A 19,913-nucleotide genomic window follows, 5' to 3' on the forward strand; every position below is an offset into this window, starting at 1 on the left:
GCTGGTCGCGGTGAACCGCCATCTGATCGGGTGAGAGAGTGGAAAGTCAACCAGCAAACCGGCATAGGGCGTTTGACGGTGTCACGCTGATGGACCGTCAGTATTGTGGTGCCGCGTGAGCACGCCGCGATTCCTGACCCTGCCTCCCGGTGTCCGCGCGCAGCGGATCACGACTCCCGTGGGCACGTTCGCGGCCCTGGAGGCGCTGCCCGTCAGCGGCGTCCCCGAGCGCTGGCCCGCTCTGCTGGTGCCCGGGTACACCGGCAGCAAGGAAGACTTCATCGCGATCTTCCAGACGCTCGCCCAGGCCGGGCGCCGCGTCGTGGCGATCGACATGCGCGGGCAGTACGAGACCGAGGGGCCCGACGATCCGGCCGCCTACACCTGTGAGGCCCTCGGCGAGGACATCGACCACGTCGCCGCGGCCGTCGGCGACGGCGAGCCCGTCCACCTGCTCGGGCACTCCTTCGGCGGCCTGGTCACCCGCGAGGCCGTCATCGGCGGGGCCACGAAGCTCGCCTCGTACACGCTCATGAGCTCGGGCCCGTCCGGCATCACCGGGCCCAGAGAACAGGCGTGCCGCCTCATGCTGCGCGAACTGCCCGAGGTCGGCCTCGCGCACCTGTGGACCCACCGCCTCGAACCCGAGGCCATCGTCGCCGGCCTGCCCGACGACATCCTCGCCTTCCTGCGCAGGAGGCTGTTCTCCAACTCGCTGACCGGGCTGGTCGCGATGGCCCGGCAGGTGCTCGACACCGCCGACCGGCTGGAGGACCTCCGTGAGGTCGGCCTGGCCACGCTGGTGCTCTACGGCGAGCACGACGACGGCTGGTCCCCCTCGATCCAGTCCGAGATGGCCAAGCGGCTCGACGCCGAATGCGTCGTGGTCCCCGGCGCCCTGCACTCCCCCGCCGTGGAGGCACCCGAGACCACCGCTCACGCCCTGACCCGCTTCTGGAACCACGCCGAACAACATCTCCCCCACATCTGACCTCCGGCGCCGTCAGCGGCCGGCCATGCCGGGGGGCGGGGTCAGCCGGATTCGGCGGCCAGGCCGTCCCAGGGCTGGTGCGCGGAGCCGGCCGCCTGACCTTCGGGGCAGTGGCGCCGGTAGTCGCACCACGAGCAGACCGGGCCGGGACGCGGCGGGAAGCCGGCGTCGATCTGCGGCGGCACGGTGACGGGCCCGGCCGCAGCGGCCCTCGGCGCGCCGGCCGCCCTCGCGCCGGCCGCCCTCGCACCCGCCGCCCTCGCGCCGGCCGTCGCCTTGGCGGCGGACCATTCGCGGTAGCGCTCGTCGGCCTCGGAGGCCTCCACGGCGATGTCCTCGGCGCGGCTCAAGTGCCGGCCGAGCGACTCGCCGGTGTGCTCCCACGCGAGGACCTCGCCGGTCGGGACGTGGTGCAGCTCGACCCTGTGGCACGGGCGGTGCAGGACGCGCGAGGACGCCACGGCGTAGATGGCCAGCGCGAGCGACGAGCGGGCGTCGTCCTCGGTCAGCGGGCGCCGGCCGGTCTTGTAGTCGACGATGACCAGCTCGTCGCCGCGCCGGTCGATGCGGTCGACCCGCCCGGACACCGCGATCACCGCCGTGCGCGTGGCGACGGTCCGCTCGACGCCGACCGGCTCGTCCGCCGGATCGAGCGTGCTGGTGTAGCCCGACACCATGGCCCTGGCGCGGTCGCGCCACAGCGTGGACTGCTCCAGGTCGCGAAAACCCTCGGTGATCCAGCCCTTGGTGAGCAGGATCCCCGCCATGGCGGGGGTCCTGCGCTCGTACGGCTCGCGCCACCAGCCGGCCAGGGCGTTGTGAACCGAGGCGCCGACGCTGTTGTGCGCCCATGGCGGCCCCTTCGGCGGGGCCGGCCGGTCGAGGTAGGTGAAGCGGTAGCGACGGGGGCAGTCGAGCCAGGTGTTCAGCCTCGACGGCGTGCAGGAGTACAGCCGTCGCGGCATGCCTTCCAGGCCGAGTTGCTGCACGTCACTCGTCGAAGCTCAGCTTGATCCCCGACACGCGCGTGCCGTCGGCCAGCGGCCCCTCGGCCACGGCCTCGTCATCGTCGTCGGCCGCTCCCGTGCGGGTCAGTGACCCGGCCAGCCAGTCGTCGAAGTGCGGCTCCTGCTCGCCGATGGTGGTCTCTTCGCCGTGCGCGGGCAGCACCCGCGTGTCCGTCGGCAGCGTGAACAGCCGCTCGCCGATGGCGGTGAGCTGGTCGGCCAGGGCGGGATACTCCCCGCCGAGCTTGCCGGGACCGTCGGCCAGCAGGGTCTTGCCGGTGAAGACCACCCCGAGCGCCTCGACGTACAACGAGACGCCGCCCTGCGTGACGCCGGGCGTGGCCATGACCTCCAGCTCGACATCGGCGACGCCGAAGATGCCCTCGTCCTCCATGTCGATGTCGGGGTAGGTCTCCGCCCAGGTCTCACGCCAGAGCTGGCGGTCCTTGCGGTTGAGCGCCACGACCGCCTCGTCGCGCGCCGCCACCTCGATGGCCCCGCCCACGTGGTCGGGCAGGCCGTGGGTGCAGACGACGGCGAGGATCTCGCGGTCGCCCACGTTGGAGAGGATCGTCTCCGCGTCGCGCGCGGGGTCGATGACGATGACTTCCTCGTCGTCGCCCACGATCCAGGTGTTGTTCTCGACCTTGTGCTCGGCGCCGTCGATCGTCACGACGCCTTCGGTCACCACTCGCTCGATACGCGCTGTCACGGCCACGACCTTACCGAACACTCGTGCCCGTCTCGATATTTACCGGGGACGCATTGTCGCCGATCGGCTCGGGCCGGCCCGTCCCCCCGCCGGGGACGGCCGTGGAGCCTCGCGGAGGGGGTCACGGCTCCTCGCCCAGCCGGGGGGAGAACGCCCCGTAGGGGAGGTCGAGTTCCTGGTCGTGTTCGCGGAGGTCACGCAGCGAGAGCTGGGCCAGGGCGACCAGGCACCCCGCCTCGGCCGGCCAGCCGATCACCCACAGCCAGTCGCCCATCGCCTCGCCGACATAGACGGCGCGGTCGGGCGGCCCCTCGACCCACCACAGCGCCGTGGGGTGCCCGCGCGCCTCGACCTTGGCGTTGGGCGGCCCCGCGTCGAAGCCCGGACCCGGGTCGGGGCCGTCCAGGCCGGCGAAGGCCGCGCCGAGCCCCATGCCGGGCTCCTCCGCGACGATGATCAGGTCGGCGGGCCCGTGGGTGACCGAGGGACCCGAGCAGACCACCACGCCCGCGCGGGCGCCCGTGCGCTCGTCGCCGGCGTCGCCGAAGCCGGTCACCAGCCAGTTCGGCGGCAGCGGCCACGGCAGCCAGAAGGGGACCGCGGATTCCTTGCGGATCGCCTCCAGCGCCTCGCTGGAGGGACGCCGGGTGTGGAAGGGCAGTACGGCGCCGTGCACGCCGCAACGCCAAGCGCTTGACCATGCGCTTGGCGGCCGTAGCGTGCCGAAACACCGAGGGCAGGTGGGCGCGGCTCTCACAGTTACCCACGGTGCTTCCGCCGGCGCGGGTAAGTCAAGGGCCATCCCGTTATCGCGGCGTAATCTTGGCACATGCGGGAGAGGTGCGTTGGCGCAGTGGTGTTCGACGGCGCGGGCCGGTTGCTTCTCGTCCGGCGCGGGCGGCCGCCGGGCGAGGGGCTGTGGTCACTGCCCGGCGGCCGGGTTGAGTCGGGCGAGTCGGACGAATCGGCGCTGCGGCGCGAGCTGATGGAGGAGACGGGGCTCACGGTGTCGGTCGGCGAGCTCGCGGGCACCGTGGAGCGCCCGGGTCCCGGCGGGGTGGTGTACGAGATCCACGACTACTTCGCCACCGCCGGGGCGGGGACGCCGCACGCGGGCGACGACGCCGCCGCCGTGGGCTGGTTCGCCCCGGACGAGCTCGCCGGTCTCCCCCTCACCTCCGGCCTCCTCGAGGTCCTGACCACCTGGCACGTCCTCCCCGCCGCATCCGGCGCGTGAGCCGGGGTCCCGGGCGGGCGGGCCACGGTCCCGGGCGGGCCGGACGGGAGGTCAGCGGCTGAAGGATGTGCGCCACAAGGTGAGGTGGTCGGAGGTGTAGGTCGTCGAGCGGCCGACGGCCACGACGCGGTCGCCGTCGACGGCGATGGCGCCGAGCCACTGGGCGCCGTCCCCGGTCATGCCGTCGCCGGTCAGCGTGTGCCGCTGCCAGTCGGTACCCTCCTGGGACGTCCAGACCGCGCTGTCCTCGGTGGCCGGCGGCCCGTAGGAGCCGACGGCCACCAGCCCGTCACCGGATGCCGCGACATCGAGCACGGTCGCCGTCGCGTCGGCAGGCAGCCAGGAGTACGCCCAGGTCACACCGTCGTCGGTCGAGACGGCCGCGAAGGGCCGCTCCGCACCCTTGTCGTCGGTCGCGCCGCCCACCGCCACGATGCGCTGATCGTGCACCACGACCCTGCGCAGGCTCGCCGAGCGGGCCCCCTCGGGGATCACCCGCTTGCGCGCCGTCCAGTTCAGCCCGTCACGCGACGACCAGACCACCCCGGACGTGCGGCCCGCCGCGCCCGACCCGCCGACCGCGAGGTAGCCGTCGCCCGTGGCGGCGATGTCCTCGACGCGCACGTCGGCGCCGCCCGCCGGGAGGCTCTGTGGCGCGGCCCGCGAGAAGCGCTTGAGATCGGGCGAGAACCACAGGGCGGCCACCACGCCGCCGGGGCCGCTGTCGTCACCGGCCAGGACGTAGCCCTTCCGCCCGGCCGCGACCACGCGCGGTACCACGGCGTACCGCCCGGAGGCCCCGAGCGCGGGCGACTCGGGGCCCGCGCGCCAGGTCTTGCCGTCGCTGGAGGTGGCGAGCAGCGGACGGACGAACGCCGAGTCGGCGGTCGTGCTGCCCACCGCGAGCCAGCCGTGGGGGCCGTGGACGACGTCGTTGAACGCCTGCCGGCCCGCCCCTCCCAGTGCGGGCGAGGCGACCGGCTTCCAGCTCTGCCCGGTCGCGCTGGTCCAGATGCCGGCGTCGCCCTTGACCGAGCCGACCGCGACGAACGACTCCCCGGCGGTGACCAGCGCGGTGGTCTCGCGAGCCGAGCGGGTGAGCCCGCTGATCTGCGCGAGCGGCACCGGGGCGGCGGGCTCGCCCTTGTCGGCCATCATCAGCACCGGCAGGTTGTCCAGGCCGCCGGACCGCTGGTCGCCGGCCGCCACCAGCGTGCCCGCGTCGGTGATCGCCAGGCCCCGCAGGGTGCCGGGGATCTGGCCGAGGTCGGTGCTCTCGGTCCAGCTCTCGCCGTCGGTGCTGGTGAACACGGCGTACCTCTCCCAGCCCGACTCGGCGACCGCCGCGACGCCCGCCGCGGAGGAGGCCAGGCCGCGCACGCCGGTCGCCTCGCGCCCGAGCCCGCCGATCACCCCGCACTGGCGCCACTCGTCCCCGAGCTCGGAACAGTAGACCCGCACCTCGCCCGCGCCGGACTTCTGCAGGGTCGGGACCAGCAGGAACCCCTTGCCGGTCACCGCGAGCGCGCCGGGCTCCGGGCGGACGCCGGGTAGCGCGGCGGCGGTGCGCAGCCAGGTCCTGCCGCCGTCGGGGGATCGCAGGATGACCGAGGTCGTGTCGCCCTTGCCCGGGTCGGCGAGCGCCACGACGGCGTCCCCCCTGGCCACGACGGCGCGGATGGCGCGCACCTTGTCGGTGGCGCCGATCTCGCCGGTGTCGACGCGGCTCCAGGCGAGCCCGTCCGGCGAGACCCAGGCCACCGGGCCGCTGCCGCCGTCCGTCAAGGTCGTGGAGCCGACGGCCACGAAGCCGCCGGCGGTGCGCGCCAGGTCGGTGATCCGGTCGCCGCTCCAGAAGGCCGACAGCCGGGAGGGGTCGACGGCCGTCCACGAACGCCCGTCGGTGCTGGTCCACATGCCCCTGACCCCGGCCGCGCCGGGCACCTCGGTGCCCGCGGCGAGCCAGCGGCCCTCTCCGCCGGTGACCAGGCCGGCCGACCCGGCGGGCTGGTACCCGGTGGCCCCGCTCACCCGGCCGAGCTGCCAGGTCCTGCCGCGGTCGGAGGAGACCAGGAACAGCGGCCGGGGCACCGGGCTGGTGGTGTCGCTGCCGACCGCGACGACGGTCGAGCCGACGGAGGTGACGGCGTTGAGCACCTGGCTGGAGCCGTTGCCGCTGACGCCCGGCGGGGCCACGAACGCCTGGTCGCCCGAGCCGCCGTCGCCCGCGGCCAGCCGCAGTCCTGAACTGGCCGGGGAGTTCACCCAGTTGACGATCACCAGTCCGAGGCCGGCCGCCGCGAGCAGCACGACGACCACGAAGATCGGGGTCAGCAGGCCGCGTCCCCGGCCACGCCACTGGGGGCGGCGGGTCGGGCGCGGAGTCCGGGGGGCGGGCTGGTCGCGATGGTGGCGGCCGCGCCCGCCGCGCGGCCGGGGCGGGCCCGAGGCGACCAGGACGTCGGGCGGCACCGTCCGTCCCGCGGGAGGCCGGCCGATGCGCTCCTCGGGCTGTGCGCCGAACGCCGGGACGTCGTGAGCCCCGTGGCCGACCGCGTAAGGGTCACCCGCCGTGGCGGCCTCATCGGAGAGATCGCCGGAGGCGTGGGAGTCGTCGTAGGCCGCGTACGGATCCCCCTGCGCGGACAACCCGCCGGTCGCGTACCGGTCCCTACCGGACGCGCCGCCGACCGCGTACGGATCACGCGGAAACCGGTCACCGGGCGCGTACGGGTCGCTCTGGGCGGCGTCGCCGGCCGCGTACGGATCACGCGGAAACGGGTCAGCGGTCCCGTACGGGTCGCTCTCGGAAGCGTCGCCGGCCGCGTACGGATCCCGCGGGAACGGGTCGCCGGGCGCGTACGGGTCGCTCTTGGTGGCGTCGCCGGGCGCGTACGGATCGCGCGGAAACCGGTCACCGGGCGCGTACGGGTCGCTCTGCTGGGGCGCGCCTGGGGACGGGGCGCCGTGGGAGCGCGATCGGCGCGGGGCGCGGGGCTCGTCCTCGGGTTCGGCCGGGATGCTGGGCTCGACCCGGATACCCTGCAGGTCCCGCGAGATCCCCTGCGCCGGCGGCCCGCTGGACGGCGTGCGCGGGGGCCCGGAGGCGACCAGCTTGTCCGGCCGGTCGACGATGCGGCGCGGCGGCCAGGCCGGCTCGTCCCCCACCGGTGCCACCTCGTGCTCGTACTCCGCGGAAGCGCCGTAGTCGGGCTCCGCCGGAGCGCCGTAGTCGGACTCGGCCGGAGCACCGTAGTCGGAGCGGGCGCCATGGTCGCGCTGGGCGCCGTACCCCGGTTCGGCGCTGTATTCGGGATGGGCGTCGTAGTCGTACTGGGGGGTGTGCTCGGACGGGACGCCGCGCGGGGAGGGGGCCTCGGGGGCCCAGGCGGAGGAGGTCTCCACCGGCGGCTCCGGCGACGCCCGGCCGGCGCTGTGGCGCGGCTCGGCGGCTCCGCCCCCGTACGGCCGCGCGTAGGGATGGCGGCCCGCCGAGGACGGCCTGGACGCCTGGGCGGCGCGCTCGTCGTCATCGTCCGCCGGGGGCCGCTCGTCCGGGGTCGGCGCGCCGAAGGGCGGAAGGGCCCACGGGGAGTCCAGGGGCAGGCCGCGCGAAGGCGAGTCGGACGGCCCCGGCGGGGAGTGGTGCAGAACGTGGGGAGAAGTCCGGGCCTGGCGGGGCCTGGAAGGGTGTGGCGTGACGTCGCGGTCGGCGTCGTCGTCCGCCGGCCGCCATGACGAGCGCGGGTCGTGGGGGCCCGAGACCACGCTCAGCACCTCCTCGTCGGCAGGCTACCCCGGCGTTCGGTCCGCATATTGGGACCGTTCCACCGGACTCCAGCGCATCCGTCGCCCGTGCAACGGATCACGTGCGATCGTACCGATACCCAAACCCTGCCCGGTGATCACATAACGGGACAGAACCATGGCCGCTTCTCGCCCTCGCCGGCACCGCGCACCTCCCTGGGGCCGACCACCGGCCCGCACATCTTTAGGGCAACACGCCGAGGGGCATTCTGGCGAGACCTCTCTAGTCAGATTTATCGAGCGACAGCCTGAATTGCCCGCTTTTGGGCGATTATTACGACGACAACCGCGAAAAAGGTCAACTGGACCAGGGTGCCGGAAAGGGCCTGCCATGGCACCGCGCCCTGCCGCATCGCGCCCTCCAGTTCGCCCGCGGCCGCGGCCGGCAGGAAGCTCAGGACGTTGTTGACCACGTGCAGCGCGATGGGCGCCTCCAGGCCGCCCGTGCGCACCGCCAGCCAGCCCATCAGCACACCGAAGCTGAACACGTCGAGAATGCCCCAGTCGGTGTAGGCGTGCAGCGAGGTGAACAGGGCCGCGCCCAGCAGGATGCCCGGCCACGGCGTCCGCACGTACGCGCCGAATGCCTGGATCACCCAGCCCCGGAACATGTACTCCTCGGCCGCGGCCTGGAAGGGCACCAGCAGGAGGATGACCACGAGCCCGGGCAGGAAGCGGCCCCACCCGGCCCAGCCGAACAGGGCGCCGATGTCCTCCCCGGTCACGGCGTACGTGGCGATCATGGCGGCCTGTCCGAGGATCAGCGCCCCGAAGGCCACCCCGACGCACAGCAGCAGCCACCGCCAGCGCAGCCGCCCGGCCACCGACGAGAGCGTCCCCGGCCGCCGGCGCTGGACCAGCCACGCGGTGAGGAACACCACCGGCAGGACCACCGCGATCGACAGCAGCAGGACGGCCAGCTCGAACACCGGCTGCCCGAAGAGCCGGTCGTCCGACATGAGAACGGGGACGCCGGTGAACTCGGCGACGACCACTCCGACGAAGATCACGACCAGGCCCGCGCCCATGAAGGCGATGGCGATGATGGCCGTCCCCACGATCGGGCGCCACCAGCGGTGGGCCGCGTTACGCGCCAGGTGGTCATAGCGCGCGCCACAGTACGGCGGGACGGCCCACGGAGCCGGCTCCGGCGGCCCCTGCCACGCCTGCGGGCCGCCCGGATGGCCCGGCGGACCCGGGTAGTCGGGCGAAACCCCCTCGGGCGGCGACCCGGGGCGGTACCGCGGATCACCTCCCGCCGGCGGGCCGGGCTGATACCCCACATCGCCGCCCGCCGGCGGGCCGGGCTGATGCCACCGATCACCCTGCGACGACGGCGGCGCGGCCGGCCGCTGCGACGGCCCGCTATCTCCCGGCACCCCATCGCCCCGCACAGGCCCGCCCTCCCCCGACGCGCCGGCTCCGTACGCCGGACCGCCCTGACCCGGCGCACCGGCATCGTTCGCAGGACCGCCCTGATCCGGTGTGCCGGCATCGTTCACGAGGTCGCCTTCGCCCGGTGTGCCGGACGCAGGCGCGGGCGCGTTCTGGGCCGGTGTGCCCGGGGCGGGGGCCGGGCCGTTCCCGGGCGCGGGGTGCCGGTGGGGCGGCCGGTCGGCGGGCGGATGCTCCTGGCCCGTGGACCCGGAATCCGGCTGTGACTGGTGCGCCTGTGACGGGTCGTGCATATACGTCATTGTCCTCGCACCCTCTCACCGCCCGGCGGTCGCCCGGCGCTCTGGGAGAACCTCTCGATCCTGGCAACCGTTGTGCGCATTTCTTCATAGACGCCGCCGTGCCCAGGATCGATGCTGCATGCGACAACCCGACATCCTTCAGGAGTAGATCATGAAAAGGCCAGGGCCATTTCACACGCTCGGCGCGGGGGTGGTCCTCGCCCTCGGGATCGGCGTCCTGAGCGCGCAGACCATGCCGCGCACCGACAACGCCTCCGCCTCCTCCGCCTCCGCCGGCGCCCCGGCCGCCAAGGCGACCACCTCGGTCGCCCCGGAGCCCGGCGAGACGGCCGCCGCGACCGCGTCCGCCTCTCCCTCCGCCGAGCCCGCCGACCCCACCCCCAAGCGCGCCGAGTACGCGGGCATCGCCCAGGGCAACGGCGGGCTGGTGGCGGTCTCGATCAAGAACGGCAAGGCGGTCGCCTACTTCTGCGACGGCCGCATCGAGTCGTGGCTCAAGGGCACCGCCGAGAACAACACGCTCACCCTGACGGGCAAGGGCGGCTCGCTGATCACCGCGGCGCTCGGCGGCGGGAAGGCCCAGGGCAGGCTCCAGGTCGGCAAGGCCAAGTGGCGCTTCTCCGCCCCGCTCGTGAAGAAGCCGTCGGGCCTGTACCGCGCGACCGCCGTCGTTCGCGGCGCCAAGGTCGTCGGCGGCTGGATCGTCCTGCCCGGCGGCCGCCAGGTGGGCCTGGTGGACGTCGGCGACGCGGCGCAGGCCGCTCCGAGGCTCACCCCCGGCTCCCCGGTGACCGTCGGCGGCACGCGACTGATCCCCGAGGACACCGACGCCTTCATCGACACCCTCTGACACCGACGCCCAGACGATCTCCCTCACGACAAGGAACGCCCGCCATGACCGTCCCCGATCTTCCTCCCGTTCAGCGGCAGGACCCGCCCGCGCGGGTCACCGGATCCGCGCCCTACCTCGTCCCGCTCATCGTCGGCGGACTGGTGGCCGTCGCCCTCGGCGTCTACGGGCGCGCGCACACCCCGACCGGATACGCCGTGGGCCTGGCCGGCTTCTCCGGCGCCCAGGCCATGAAGTCGTGGCTGGCGACCGCCGCGTTCGTGCTCGCGATCGTCCAACTGGTCTCGGCGCTCGCGATGTACGGCAGGATCCCCGGCCTGCGGGCCCCGTCCTGGACCGGCACGCTGCATCGCTGGTCGGGCCGCGCGGCCTTCCTGGTGTCGGTGCCGGTGGCCTTCCACTGCCTGTACGCCCTGGGCGCGCAGTTCGACGTGCCGCGGGTGCTGGTCCACTCGCTGCTGGGCTCGTTCTTCTACGGGGTGTTCGTCGCCAAGATGCTCTCGCTGCCCAAGCGCGACCTGCCCGGCTGGACGCTGCCCCTGCTCGGCGGGCTGGCCTTCGCCGCGCTGACCGGCCTCTGGCTGACCTCGTCGTTCTGGTTCTTCACGACGTTCGGCGTGACCTTCTGAGCCGGCGCCGCGCGGTCAGGAGGCGGGGGGCTCGAACGCCTTGGTGCGGGGAAGACCCGCGGCGCGGCCCTTGGCGGCGATGACCAGGGCCATCTTGCGGGAGGCCTCGTCGATCATCTCGTCGCCGAGCATCACCGCACCGCGGCGGTCCACCGTCGTGGCGTGCTCGTAGGCGTCGAGGATCAGCTCGGCGTGGTCGTAGTCCTCCTGTGAGGGGGAGAAGACCTCGTTGGCCGCTTCTATCTGCGTCGGGTGGAGCACCCATTTGCCGTCGAAGCCGAGCGCCGCCGACCTGCGGGCGGCCAGGCCGAACCCGTCGAGGTCCTTGATCTGCAGGTACGGGCCGTCGATGGCCTGCAGGTCGAAGGTACGCGCGGCCATCAGGATGCGCATCAGCACATAGTGGTAGGCGTCGCCCTCGGTGTATCCGGGGGGCTGCCGCCCGACGACCAGGCTCCTCATGTTGATCGAGGCCATGAAGTCGGCCGGGCCGAACACGAGCGTCTCAAGGCGCGGCGAGGAGGCGGCGATGGCGTCGACGTTGACCAGGCCCCGGGCGCTCTCGATCTGCGCCTCCACGCCGATGCGCCCGACCGGCAGCCCGGCCGCCTTCTCGATCTGGGTGAGCAGCAGGTCGAGCCAGGCGACCTGGACGGCGTCCTCGACCTTGGGCAGCATCAGGCAGTCGAGCACGTCCCCGGCGCCCTCGACGACGTCGATCACGTCGCGGTAGGTCCAGGCGGTGGACAGGTCGTTCACCCGCACGACCCTGGTCCTGCCCGACCAGTCGCCCTCGCGGAGGGCCTGGACGACGTTCTTGCGGGCCTGCTCCTTGGCCTGCGGCGCGACGGAGTCCTCCAGGTCGAGGAAGACCTCGTCGGCGGGCAGGCCCTGCGCCTTCTCCAGGAAACGCGTGTTGCTGCCGGGCACGGCGAGGCACGAACGACGTGAGCGCATGCGCACACGCTAGCCTCCTCGGCCTCCTCGGCCCGCTGTGGGCCGGTCACAAAGGGGGGGACCCGTTGTTGGCACGGATCCTGTACCGATTTCCGAGTGTTTGTACGGACAATGACGTACATAGCCTCGGTAAGGGAGATAGTCATGGCTTCTGATGCCTCTGCGGCGCTTCGGCCCGCCGTATTGTCCGATCTCATCCCCGGAAAGCTGGTTCGGGATGTCGTGCTGGTCGTGGGGGCGGCGGGCCTGACCGGGCTCGCGGCGCAGGTCAGCATCCCGCTGCCGGGCACCCCCGTGCCGTTGACGCTGCAGACCTTCGCCGTCCTGCTGGCGGGCGCGGCGCTCGGCCTGCCCCGCGCCTTCCTCGGCATGTCGCTGTACTTGCTGATCGGCCAGCTCGGGGTGCCGTGGTTCGCCCCTTCGGGCGGCAACGCCACGCTGGGGTACGTCGTCGGCTTCATCCTCGCGGCCTCGGTCGTCGGCGCGCTCGCCGGCCGGGGAGGCGACCGCACCCCGGCGCGCACCCTCGCGACGATGACGCTCGGCACGGTGCTCATCTACGCCGTCGGCCTGCCGTGGCTGATGGTGGCCACCGGCATGGATTTCCCTGCCGCCTTCGCCGCCGGTGTGGTGCCGTTCCTGATCGGCGACGCGATCAAGGTCGTGGCGGCCGCGGGCCTGCTCCCCGCGGCCTGGAAGCTCGCCGGCCGCTGAGCCGTCGAGCCACATGAGCCGCTGCGCCACATGAGCCGCTGCGCCACATGAGCCACATGAGCCGCTGAGCTCTGTGAGCCCGCCCAGCCGCCCAGCCGCTGAGCCGGTGGGCCGGTGGGCTCCTCGGGCGCTCGCACGACCGCGGGCGCCCGAGGAGTGGGACGGCACGGGACCCCGGCCGTAGATTGCGAGGTATGAGTCTCTCGCTGATCGAAGAGGGCGCCAAGAAGTCGGGCGTCCTGTGGGTCTCGCTGGCGGGCCGCGACCGGCTCGCGTGGCACGTCTGGCACGACGGCGCGATCTACCTGGTCACCGGCGGCGGGGAGCAGGCGCTTCCCGGCCTCGCCGAGTCCTCGCGCGTGCGGGTGACGCTGCGCAGCAAGGACAACGGGGCCGAGCTGGTCTCCTTCGAGGCCGACGTCGCGCCGGTCGATCAGTCGGCGCCGTCGGAGACCGAGGCCGGGGCGCTGGCGGCCCTGGTCAAGGAACGGCTCAACGCCTCGGACGCGACGGGGCTGGCGGGCCGGTGGGCGGCCTCGGGCGCCTCGATCGTGCGGCTGACGCCCGACGTGGCGGTCTGAGCCAACAGGGCCCCGCCGAGGACGATCGCGCCGCCGATGATCTGCGCGGCGCCGAGCCGCTCGGCGAGCAGCGCCCACGCGATCACCGCGCCCGCGACCACCTCCAGGGACGACACGGTCGACCCGATGGCGGCCGACAGGCGCCGCACGGCGGTGACGCCGGTGACGTAGGCCAGGACGGTCGCGACGACGATGAGCCAGAGCGCGGCGGCGAGCACGGGGATGGTGCGGCCGTTGACGGTGACGCTCGTCCCGAAGGCGCTCCAGGGCACCTCCCAGGGCCGGGCGAGCGGCGCGAGCACCAGCGCGGCGCCGGCCATGCCCCAGGCGATGAGCCCGAGCGGGTCGACGTCGTCGCCGTAGCCGTCGCTCATCAGGAAGTATCCGGCGCAGCACGCCGAGGCGATCAGGCCGAGCAGCAGGCCGACGCCGTCCAGGGCCATCCCGTGCCAGACCTCCACCACGACGCCGAGGCCGGCGAGGACGACCACCGCCCCCGCGTAGGCGGCGCGCGGCAGCCGCACGCGGCGGACCAGCCGCACCCAGCACACGACCAGCACGGGCGAGGCGTACTCCAGCAGCAGCACCACGCCGACCGGCAGGCGGGTGATGGCCAGGAAGAACAGCGCCTGGACCCCGGCGACGGCGATCAGGGCGTAGGCGGTGAAGAAGCCGCGGCGCCCCTTGGGGACGCGCAGCGCCCGCGGCCGGAAGACGGCGAGGATCGCGGCCAGCAGCAGCGCGGCGCCCGCCATGCGCACCCACACCGCCTGCAGGGGCGTCAGGCCGCCCAGGCCGACGAGTTTCGCCATCGAGCCGGAGAACCCGAAGCACGTGGCCGACCCGACCGCTATGGCGAGCACTCCGCCTCTCATACGCCACCGTCCTGTAATGACCGTCAGATGCTTTTGATCCTGTCATATGGCCTCCGGCGGGATCAAGGTGCGACCGTAGGTTGAGACGGCTTTTACGGGGGCCGGGCGCGGCGCGCGTGCCGCGACCTCGTACGCTGCGGTAGGTGAGGATCTTCGTCGCCCGGCTGGCCGGCACCCCGGTGTTCGACCCCGCGGGCGACCAGATCGGCCGGGCCAGGGACGTCGTGGTGGCCATGCGCCCGAACGACACGCCGCGCGTGCACGGCCTGGTCGTCGAGGTGCAGCCACGCCGCCGGGTGTTCCTGCCGATCACCCGGGTTCGCAGCATCGAGGCCGACGCAGTGATCTTCACCGGCACCATCAACCTGCGGCGCTTCGAGAAGCACTCCACCGAGTCCCTGGCCATCGGCGAACTGCTCGACCTGTCGGTCGACCTCGCCGGCGAGAAGGTCACCGTGCTCGACCTGGCCATGGAGCAGAGCAGGACCGGCGAGTGGCTCATCACCAAGGTCGCGGTGCTGCGCGGCGCGGCGGGCCGCGGACTGCGGCGGCGGCGCGGCGAGACGCTGGTCGTGGGCTGGTCGGACGTCACCGGGTTCGGCGTGGCGCAGGCCGACCAGGGCGCGGCCGGCCTGCTGGCAGCCTTCGAGGAGACCCGCCCCGCCGACCTGGCCAACGCCCTGCGCCACCTGCCCGACAAACGGCGCGCGGAGATCGCCTCGGCGCTGGAGGACGAGCGGCTCGCCGACGTGCTGGAGGAGCTGCCCGAGCGCGACCAGATCGGCATCCTCAGCCGGCTGGACGCCGAGCGCGCGGCGGACGTGCTGGCCGCCATGGACCCCGACGACGCGGCCGACCTGCTGCAGGACCTGCCGGCCGCGCAGGCGGAGGCGCTGCTGGCCCGCATGGAGCCCCGCGAGGCGGCCCCGGTCCGGCGCCTGCTGACCTACGCCGAGAACACCGCCGGCGGCATGATGACCAGCACGCCGATCGTGCTGCCGCCGCACGCGACGATCGCCGAGGCGCTCGCCGAGCTGCGCCGCCAGGACATCACCCCCGCCGTCGCCGCGCAGGTCTACGTCGCCCGGCCGCCGAGCGAGACCCCGACCGGCAAGTTCCTGGGCGTAGCGCACTTCCAGCGGCTCCTGCGCGAGCCGCCGTCCTCGCTCGTGGGCGGCGCGATCGACAGCAGCATCGACCCCATCAGGCCGCACCTGTCCCTGCCCGGGGTGACGTCCTATCTGGCGACCTACAACCTGGTGGCGGCCCCGGTGGTCGACGAGCTGGGCCGGCTGGTGGGCGCCGTCACGGTCGACGACGTGCTGGACCACCTGCTGCCGCCGGACTGGCGCGAGCGCGACGAACGCGAGCCGAACGGGGACGGCCTCCCCGGGGCGACCGGCGGCCCGGCGCGGGAGGTGGGCGGTGGCGGTTAACCGGCTGGACCAGCCCCGCGAGATCCGCCGCACCATCCGCCCGCACTACGACCCCGAGGCGTTCGGCCGCCTGTCGGAGCAGATCGCCCGGTTCCTCGGCACGGCCCGCTTCCTGGTCTACATGACCGGGTTCATCGCCGTGTGGGTGCTCTGGAACGCCCTGGCCCCGAGGGACCTGGCGTTCGACCCCTACCCGTTCATCTTCCTGACGCTGATCCTGTCGCTGCAGGCGTCGTACGCGGCCCCGCTGATCCTGCTGGCGCAGAACCGCCAGGCCGACCGCGACCGCGTGCAGGGCGAGCAGGACCGGTTGACGGGCGAGCGCAATCAGGCCGAGGTGGAGTACCTGACCCGGGAGATCGCCGGGCTGCGCCTGGCGCTGGGCGAGCTGGCGACCCGCGACTACATCAGGGGCGAGCTGGAACACCTGCGGGAGGACATCCTCGAGTCCCCGGCCCGTCCCGACGGCGCCGGCGGCGCTCAGCGGGAGTAGGCGCTCAGCGGGAGTAGTGCACGCGCGCGACCGCGTCGCGTCGCGGAGCCGGTCGGTGTGCGCCACGAGCCGTGCTCCCCGGCCCCGCCGCCCGCCGCCGGGGCCCGCTCCCGCGAGTGATCTCCGTCACCATGGACGTCGCGCGGTCGTCCCGGAAGGCCGCGTGAAGCCGCCGCGGCCTCCTCGCCGATCACTCCCGTCCGTTACAGGAGAGGCGGAGTTCGTCGGATCGGCCCTGGGTTCGTAGCATGGATCCATGGCACCCACCCCAGATTTGGTGACGGCCGCCCTGGCGACGGTCAACGACCCGGAGATCCGCCGGCCGATCACCGACCTCGGCATGGTCAAGAGCGTCGATATCTCCCCCGACGGGGTGGTGCGGGTCGGCGTCTACCTCACCGTCGCCGGCTGCCCGATGCGCGACACGATCACCCGCGACGTCACCGCCGCCGTCTCCAAGGTCGAGGGCGTCAGCGGCGTCCAGGTCGAGCTGGACGTCATGAGCGCCGAGCAGCGCAAGACCCTGCAGACGAGCCTGCGCGGCAACCGGGGCCCCGAGAAGGAGATCCCCTTCGCCAAGCCCGGCTCGCTCACCCGCGTCTTCGCCGTCGCCAGCGGCAAGGGCGGGGTCGGCAAGTCGTCGGTCACCGTCAACCTGGCCGCGGCGATGGCCTCCTCGGGCCTGAAGGTCGGCGTCGTGGACGCCGACATCTACGGGCACTCCGTCCCCCGCATGCTCGGCGTGAGCGACCGGCCGACCAAGGTCGAAGACATGATCATGCCGCCGGTGGCCCACGACATCAAGGTCATCTCGGTCGGCATGTTCAAGCCCCCGGGCAACAGCCCGGTGGTGTGGCGCGGCCCGATGCTCGACCGCGCGCTCCACCAGTTCCTCGCGGACGTCTACTGGGGTGACCTGGACGTGCTGCTGATGGACCTTCCGCCGGGCACCGGCGACATCGCGATCTCGGTGGCGCAGCGCATGCCCGGCGCCGAGATCCTGGTCGTGACCACCCCGCAGCAGGCCGCGGCCGAGGTCGCCGAGCGCGCCGGGTCCATCGCCTCGCAGACCCACCAGCAGATCGCCGGCGTCATCGAGAACATGGCGTGGCTGCCCTGCCCCCACTGCGACGAGCGCATCGCGGTGTTCGGCGAGGGCGGCGGCCAGGCCGTCGCCGACGGCCTCACCCGCACCCTCGGCACGCGCGTCCCGCTGCTCGGCCAGGTGCCGATCGACCTGCGCCTGCGCGAGGGCGGCGACGAGGGCAAGCCGCTCGTGCTCACCGACCCCGACTCCCCCGCCGCCACCGAGCTGCGGCGCATCGCCGACGGCCTGAGCAGGCGGTCCAGCAGCCTCAAGGGCCTGCAACTGGGCCTGTCCCCGTCCGGCCGCTGAGCGCCCCGCTCTTCCGGCCGCTCGGCGACCGGGAGGGCCCGTCCTACGACGGACACGCGAAAGGGCCGCCCCCGGTCTCGGGGGCGGCCCTTCGGCATGTCGTGCGGCTCGGACCGGCCTCGACGTCGCGGCGGCCTCGGAGGTCACCGGCCCAGACGGCCCGGCGTCACAGGCTCAGGCGGCCTCGGCGCACCGGCTCAGGCGGCTCAGGCGGCTCGGCGCACGGGCTCAGGCGGCCTCGGTGTCGCGGCTCAGGTGGCCTCGGCGTCGTACGGGGGGATCTCGCCGTAACCGAGCTCGTCGCCGGCCGTGGTGGCGTACACGTCGGCCGTGCCGCCGTAGGCGTCGGTGTACGGCTCGCTCTGGCCGGGGGTGTGGTCCGCGGCCGGTCGGTTCCAGTCGTCCTCGAGATCTTGGAGCAGGTGCTTCCTGACGAAGTTCTTCGGATGCAGGTCGGTCGGGTCGAAGTTGGCGAACTCGGGACCGAGGTTCTCCTGCAGGTCGCTCTTGGCGTTGTTGGCCATCTGGCGGATCTGCCGCAGCGTGCGGCCCGCCTGGGCGGCGGCCTGGGGCAGCTTCTCGGGCCCGAAGACGAGAAGGGCGATGACCACGAGTGCCAAGACCTCAGGCCAGCCGAGTCCGAACACGGTGATCTCCTACGCTTTCCTACGCCCACGCCTGGCGTCGGCCGGGTTCGTCCGACGGCGACATGGTTCTTCCCAGAGTAATGCGTGACCCGGCATGGGGCGCAATGAGCCGACGCCGATCAGGACGGCTGCGGCGTCGGGACGGGCACGGCGTCGATGGTCACGGTGGTGGTGCGCTCGCTGCCGTTCCGCTGGTACTTGATGGTGACCTTGTCGCCGGGCGCCTTGCTGCGGATGGTGACGATCAGCTCCGACGGCTGGGTCACCGGGGTGTCGTCGACCGAGAGGATGACGTCGCCGGGCTTGAGCCCCGCCTTGTCGGCCGGGCCGCCAGGGGTGACCGGCTGCTGGCCGCCCTGCGGAGCGGCGGCGATGCGGACGCCCTCGCCGGTGTAGTTCTCGTCGATCGAGACGCCGATGCGGGACTTCTTGGCCGTGCCGGTGGTGACGAGCTCTTCGGCGATGCGCCGGACGTGGTTGACCGGGATGGAGAACCCGAGCCCGATGCTGCCGCTCTGCCCGCCGAAGGAGGAGTTGCCGAGCGTCGCGATGGCCGAGTTCACGCCGATCACCTCACCCGCGGCGTTGACCAGCGGGCCGCCCGAGTTACCGGGGTTGATCGCCGCGTCGGTCTGGATGGCGTTGATGAACGACGACTCAGAGCCGCTCTCGCCGCCGGCGGTGACCGGGCGGTTGAGGGAGCTGACGATGCCCGTGGTGACCGTGCCGGACAGCCCGAGCGGCGAACCGATCGCGATGACGGGGTCGCCCACGACGACCCGGTCGGAGTTGCCCAGGAAGATCTCGGGGGCGCCGAAGGTGTCGGCCGGCCTGACCACCGCGATGTCGGAGCTCGGGTCGCGCCCGACGATCGTGCCGGTCGTGGACTTCTTGTTGTTGAAGGTCACCTTGATGGTGCCGGTCTGGGCCGCGGCGGCCACCACGTGGTTGTTGGTGACGATGTACCCGCCCTTGATCAGGAAGCCCGAGCCGGTGCCCGCCTCGCTGTTGCCCCGCACCTCGAGGGAGACGACGCTCGGCAGGACCTTCGAGGCCACGCCGGCCACGGAGTCGGGAGGACGGTTGACGACCACGCCGCTCGGCGTGCCGAGGCTGTAGGAGGGGTTGATGCCCGAGCCGCCGGACCGGGTGAGCAGGTAGGTGCCGAGGCTGCCGAGAATCGAGGCGACCAGCGCGATGACGACGGCGAGGGTGGCCAGCACGCCGGTGCGCGGGCCGCGCGAGCCGGAGCCGCCGGTCTCGGCCGGCGGCGCGCCGGGCGGCGGCGCCCAGCCGGGGCCCATGCCGTAGGCGCCACGCGGCGGCGGGGGCGGCGGCGCGCCGTACAACCCGCCGGGGCCGCCGAAGCCCGCGGGGCCTCCAGGGCCTGCCGGCGAGGGCGGCAGCGGGCCGCCGGCGGGGTTGCCCCACCCGGAGGCGGAGTCGTCACCGGGCCGCCTGCCCTCGGCGGCGAAGGGGATCAGGCCGGTGGCGTCGCCGGAGTGCGGGGCCGGCCGGTGGCTCTCGGCCCCGAACGCCATGGTGCCGCCCTCGGCGGTGAACGGGTCGCGCGCCGGGGCGCCGGGCTCGGCGGCGAACGGATCGCGCCCCTGCGCCCCGTACTGGGCGGTGGAGGCCTCACGCCCCCGGCCGGAGTGCTCACCCGCGAACGGGTCGCGCCCCGGCTCGCCGGACGGCCACGCGTCGGACGCGGGCAGGAACTCGGGCCTGACCCGCATGCCGCCGCCTGGAGACTCCGATGTCGAGCCATCCCCGGACCGCTGGGGTGGAGTGTCCACGTCCCCGCTGTCGAAGGTACGTGTCTCGTCGGTCATCGAAGGCTCACTCCCGAGGCCGGTCTACGTGGCTACGACAGATTGTCGC

At 73.5% G+C, this 19,913-nt stretch carries 17 protein-coding genes; 8 read left to right on the forward strand and 9 right to left on the reverse strand.

Annotated elements, in window-relative coordinates:
* Positions 1 to 115: 115 nt before the first annotated feature.
* Complete coding sequence (locus ACWEN6_RS33590) at positions 116 to 991, forward strand: alpha/beta fold hydrolase (RefSeq protein ID WP_452575914.1); 876 nt, start codon at positions 116 to 118, stop codon at positions 989 to 991.
* A gap of 41 nt (positions 992 to 1,032) precedes the next feature.
* On the opposite strand, the gene ACWEN6_RS33595 is transcribed toward ACWEN6_RS33590, so the two are convergent.
* From ACWEN6_RS33595 to ACWEN6_RS33605, 3 genes are all read right to left on the reverse strand, one after another.
* Positions 1,033 to 1,980 carry a RecB family exonuclease gene (locus tag ACWEN6_RS33595; protein WP_452575916.1) on the reverse strand — a complete coding sequence of 316 codons (948 nt, stop codon included), beginning with the start codon at positions 1,978 to 1,980 and terminating at the stop codon, positions 1,033 to 1,035.
* A 1-nt stretch (position 1,981) separates the two neighbouring features.
* Positions 1,982 to 2,710, reverse strand: coding sequence for an MBL fold metallo-hydrolase (locus ACWEN6_RS33600; RefSeq protein ID WP_452575918.1), 729 nt, complete (start codon positions 2,708 to 2,710; stop codon positions 1,982 to 1,984).
* A 121-nt stretch (positions 2,711 to 2,831) separates the two neighbouring features.
* Positions 2,832 to 3,512, reverse strand: a complete 681-nt coding sequence (locus ACWEN6_RS33605; RefSeq protein WP_452575920.1) for a DUF6758 family protein — start codon at positions 3,510 to 3,512, stop codon at positions 2,832 to 2,834.
* Positions 3,513 to 3,539: 27 nt separating this feature from the next.
* On the opposite strand from ACWEN6_RS33605, the gene ACWEN6_RS33610 reads away from it, so the two are divergent.
* Entirely contained in the window at positions 3,540 to 3,947 is a 408-nt protein-coding gene (locus tag ACWEN6_RS33610; protein WP_452575922.1) for an NUDIX hydrolase, read from the forward strand.
* A gap of 51 nt (positions 3,948 to 3,998) precedes the next feature.
* Here the strand turns inward: ACWEN6_RS33610 and ACWEN6_RS33615 are convergent, their stop codons facing one another.
* Positions 3,999 to 7,724, reverse strand: coding sequence for a hypothetical protein (locus ACWEN6_RS33615; RefSeq protein WP_452575924.1), 3,726 nt, complete (start codon positions 7,722 to 7,724; stop codon positions 3,999 to 4,001).
* A 263-nt stretch (positions 7,725 to 7,987) separates the two neighbouring features.
* The gene (locus ACWEN6_RS33620; protein WP_452575926.1) at positions 7,988 to 8,812 is read right to left on the reverse strand and encodes a CPBP family intramembrane glutamic endopeptidase; all 825 of its coding nucleotides are present in this window, start codon (positions 8,810 to 8,812) and stop codon (positions 7,988 to 7,990) included.
* A gap of 790 nt (positions 8,813 to 9,602) precedes the next feature.
* On the opposite strand from ACWEN6_RS33620, the gene ACWEN6_RS33625 reads away from it, so the two are divergent.
* Together ACWEN6_RS33625 and ACWEN6_RS33630 are read left to right on the forward strand one after the other, a co-directional pair.
* Complete coding sequence (locus tag ACWEN6_RS33625) at positions 9,603 to 10,301, forward strand: hypothetical protein (RefSeq protein WP_452575928.1); 699 nt, start codon at positions 9,603 to 9,605, stop codon at positions 10,299 to 10,301.
* A gap of 44 nt (positions 10,302 to 10,345) precedes the next feature.
* Complete coding sequence (locus tag ACWEN6_RS33630; protein ID WP_452575930.1) at positions 10,346 to 10,930, forward strand: DUF6529 family protein; 585 nt, start codon at positions 10,346 to 10,348, stop codon at positions 10,928 to 10,930.
* A gap of 15 nt (positions 10,931 to 10,945) precedes the next feature.
* Here the strand turns inward: ACWEN6_RS33630 and ACWEN6_RS33635 are convergent, their stop codons facing one another.
* Positions 10,946 to 11,887: an HpcH/HpaI aldolase/citrate lyase family protein gene (locus tag ACWEN6_RS33635; RefSeq protein WP_354840434.1), complete on the reverse strand. Its 942-nt coding sequence runs from the start codon at positions 11,885 to 11,887 to the stop codon at positions 10,946 to 10,948.
* Between the two features lie 144 nt (positions 11,888 to 12,031).
* Between ACWEN6_RS33635 and ACWEN6_RS33640 the strand changes: the two genes are divergently transcribed.
* On the forward strand, positions 12,032 to 12,601 hold the full coding sequence (locus ACWEN6_RS33640; protein WP_452575932.1) for a biotin transporter BioY: 570 nt from the start codon (positions 12,032 to 12,034) through the stop codon (positions 12,599 to 12,601).
* Between the two features lie 433 nt (positions 12,602 to 13,034).
* Here the strand turns inward: ACWEN6_RS33640 and ACWEN6_RS33645 are convergent, their stop codons facing one another.
* Positions 13,035 to 14,057 (reverse strand): EamA family transporter, encoded by a 1,023-nt coding sequence (locus tag ACWEN6_RS33645; RefSeq protein WP_354927452.1) that lies wholly within the window; start codon positions 14,055 to 14,057, stop codon positions 13,035 to 13,037.
* 143 nt (positions 14,058 to 14,200) lie between these two features.
* On the opposite strand from ACWEN6_RS33645, the gene ACWEN6_RS33650 reads away from it, so the two are divergent.
* The 3 genes from ACWEN6_RS33650 (at position 14,201) to ACWEN6_RS33660 (ending at position 17,382) form a co-directional block, all read left to right on the forward strand.
* A complete protein-coding gene (locus tag ACWEN6_RS33650; RefSeq protein WP_452575934.1) occupies positions 14,201 to 15,493 on the forward strand; it encodes a magnesium transporter MgtE N-terminal domain-containing protein in 1,293 nt (430 codons plus the stop codon).
* Positions 15,483 to 15,986 carry a DUF1003 domain-containing protein gene (locus ACWEN6_RS33655; RefSeq protein WP_452575936.1) on the forward strand — a complete coding sequence of 168 codons (504 nt, stop codon included), beginning with the start codon at positions 15,483 to 15,485 and terminating at the stop codon, positions 15,984 to 15,986. The genes ACWEN6_RS33650 and ACWEN6_RS33655 overlap by 11 nt, the downstream gene beginning before the upstream one ends.
* A gap of 256 nt (positions 15,987 to 16,242) precedes the next feature.
* Entirely contained in the window at positions 16,243 to 17,382 is a 1,140-nt protein-coding gene (locus tag ACWEN6_RS33660) for an Mrp/NBP35 family ATP-binding protein (protein WP_354840420.1), read from the forward strand.
* A gap of 251 nt (positions 17,383 to 17,633) precedes the next feature.
* Here the strand turns inward: ACWEN6_RS33660 and ACWEN6_RS33665 are convergent, their stop codons facing one another.
* Together ACWEN6_RS33665 and ACWEN6_RS33670 are read right to left on the reverse strand one after the other, a co-directional pair.
* Positions 17,634 to 18,029, reverse strand: a complete 396-nt coding sequence (locus ACWEN6_RS33665; protein WP_354840417.1) for a sec-independent translocase — start codon at positions 18,027 to 18,029, stop codon at positions 17,634 to 17,636.
* A gap of 119 nt (positions 18,030 to 18,148) precedes the next feature.
* Positions 18,149 to 19,864 carry a S1C family serine protease gene (locus ACWEN6_RS33670; protein ID WP_452575938.1) on the reverse strand — a complete coding sequence of 572 codons (1,716 nt, stop codon included), beginning with the start codon at positions 19,862 to 19,864 and terminating at the stop codon, positions 18,149 to 18,151.
* Positions 19,865 to 19,913: the final 49 nt, after the last annotated feature.

This window comes from Sphaerisporangium sp. NPDC004334 (assembly GCF_053602655.1).

Excerpts from the sequence above, each read along its gene's own strand:
- ACWEN6_RS33605 (WP_452575920.1), bottom strand. The coding sequence starts at position 3,512 with ATGGCCCTTGACTTACCCGCGCCGGCGGAAGCACCGTGGGTAACTGTG.
- ACWEN6_RS33610 (WP_452575922.1), top strand. The coding sequence starts at position 3,540 with ATGCGGGAGAGGTGCGTTGGCGCAGTGGTGTTCGACGGCGCGGGCCGG.
- ACWEN6_RS33625 (WP_452575928.1), top strand. The coding sequence starts at position 9,603 with ATGAAAAGGCCAGGGCCATTTCACACGCTCGGCGCGGGGGTGGTCCTC.
- ACWEN6_RS33630 (WP_452575930.1), top strand. The coding sequence starts at position 10,346 with ATGACCGTCCCCGATCTTCCTCCCGTTCAGCGGCAGGACCCGCCCGCG.
- ACWEN6_RS33635 (WP_354840434.1), bottom strand. The coding sequence starts at position 11,887 with ATGCGCTCACGTCGTTCGTGCCTCGCCGTGCCCGGCAGCAACACGCGT.
- ACWEN6_RS33640 (WP_452575932.1), top strand. The coding sequence starts at position 12,032 with ATGGCTTCTGATGCCTCTGCGGCGCTTCGGCCCGCCGTATTGTCCGAT.
- ACWEN6_RS33645 (WP_354927452.1), bottom strand. The coding sequence starts at position 14,057 with ATGAGAGGCGGAGTGCTCGCCATAGCGGTCGGGTCGGCCACGTGCTTC.
- ACWEN6_RS33660 (WP_354840420.1), top strand. The coding sequence starts at position 16,243 with ATGGCACCCACCCCAGATTTGGTGACGGCCGCCCTGGCGACGGTCAAC.
- ACWEN6_RS33670 (WP_452575938.1), bottom strand. The coding sequence starts at position 19,864 with ATGACCGACGAGACACGTACCTTCGACAGCGGGGACGTGGACACTCCA.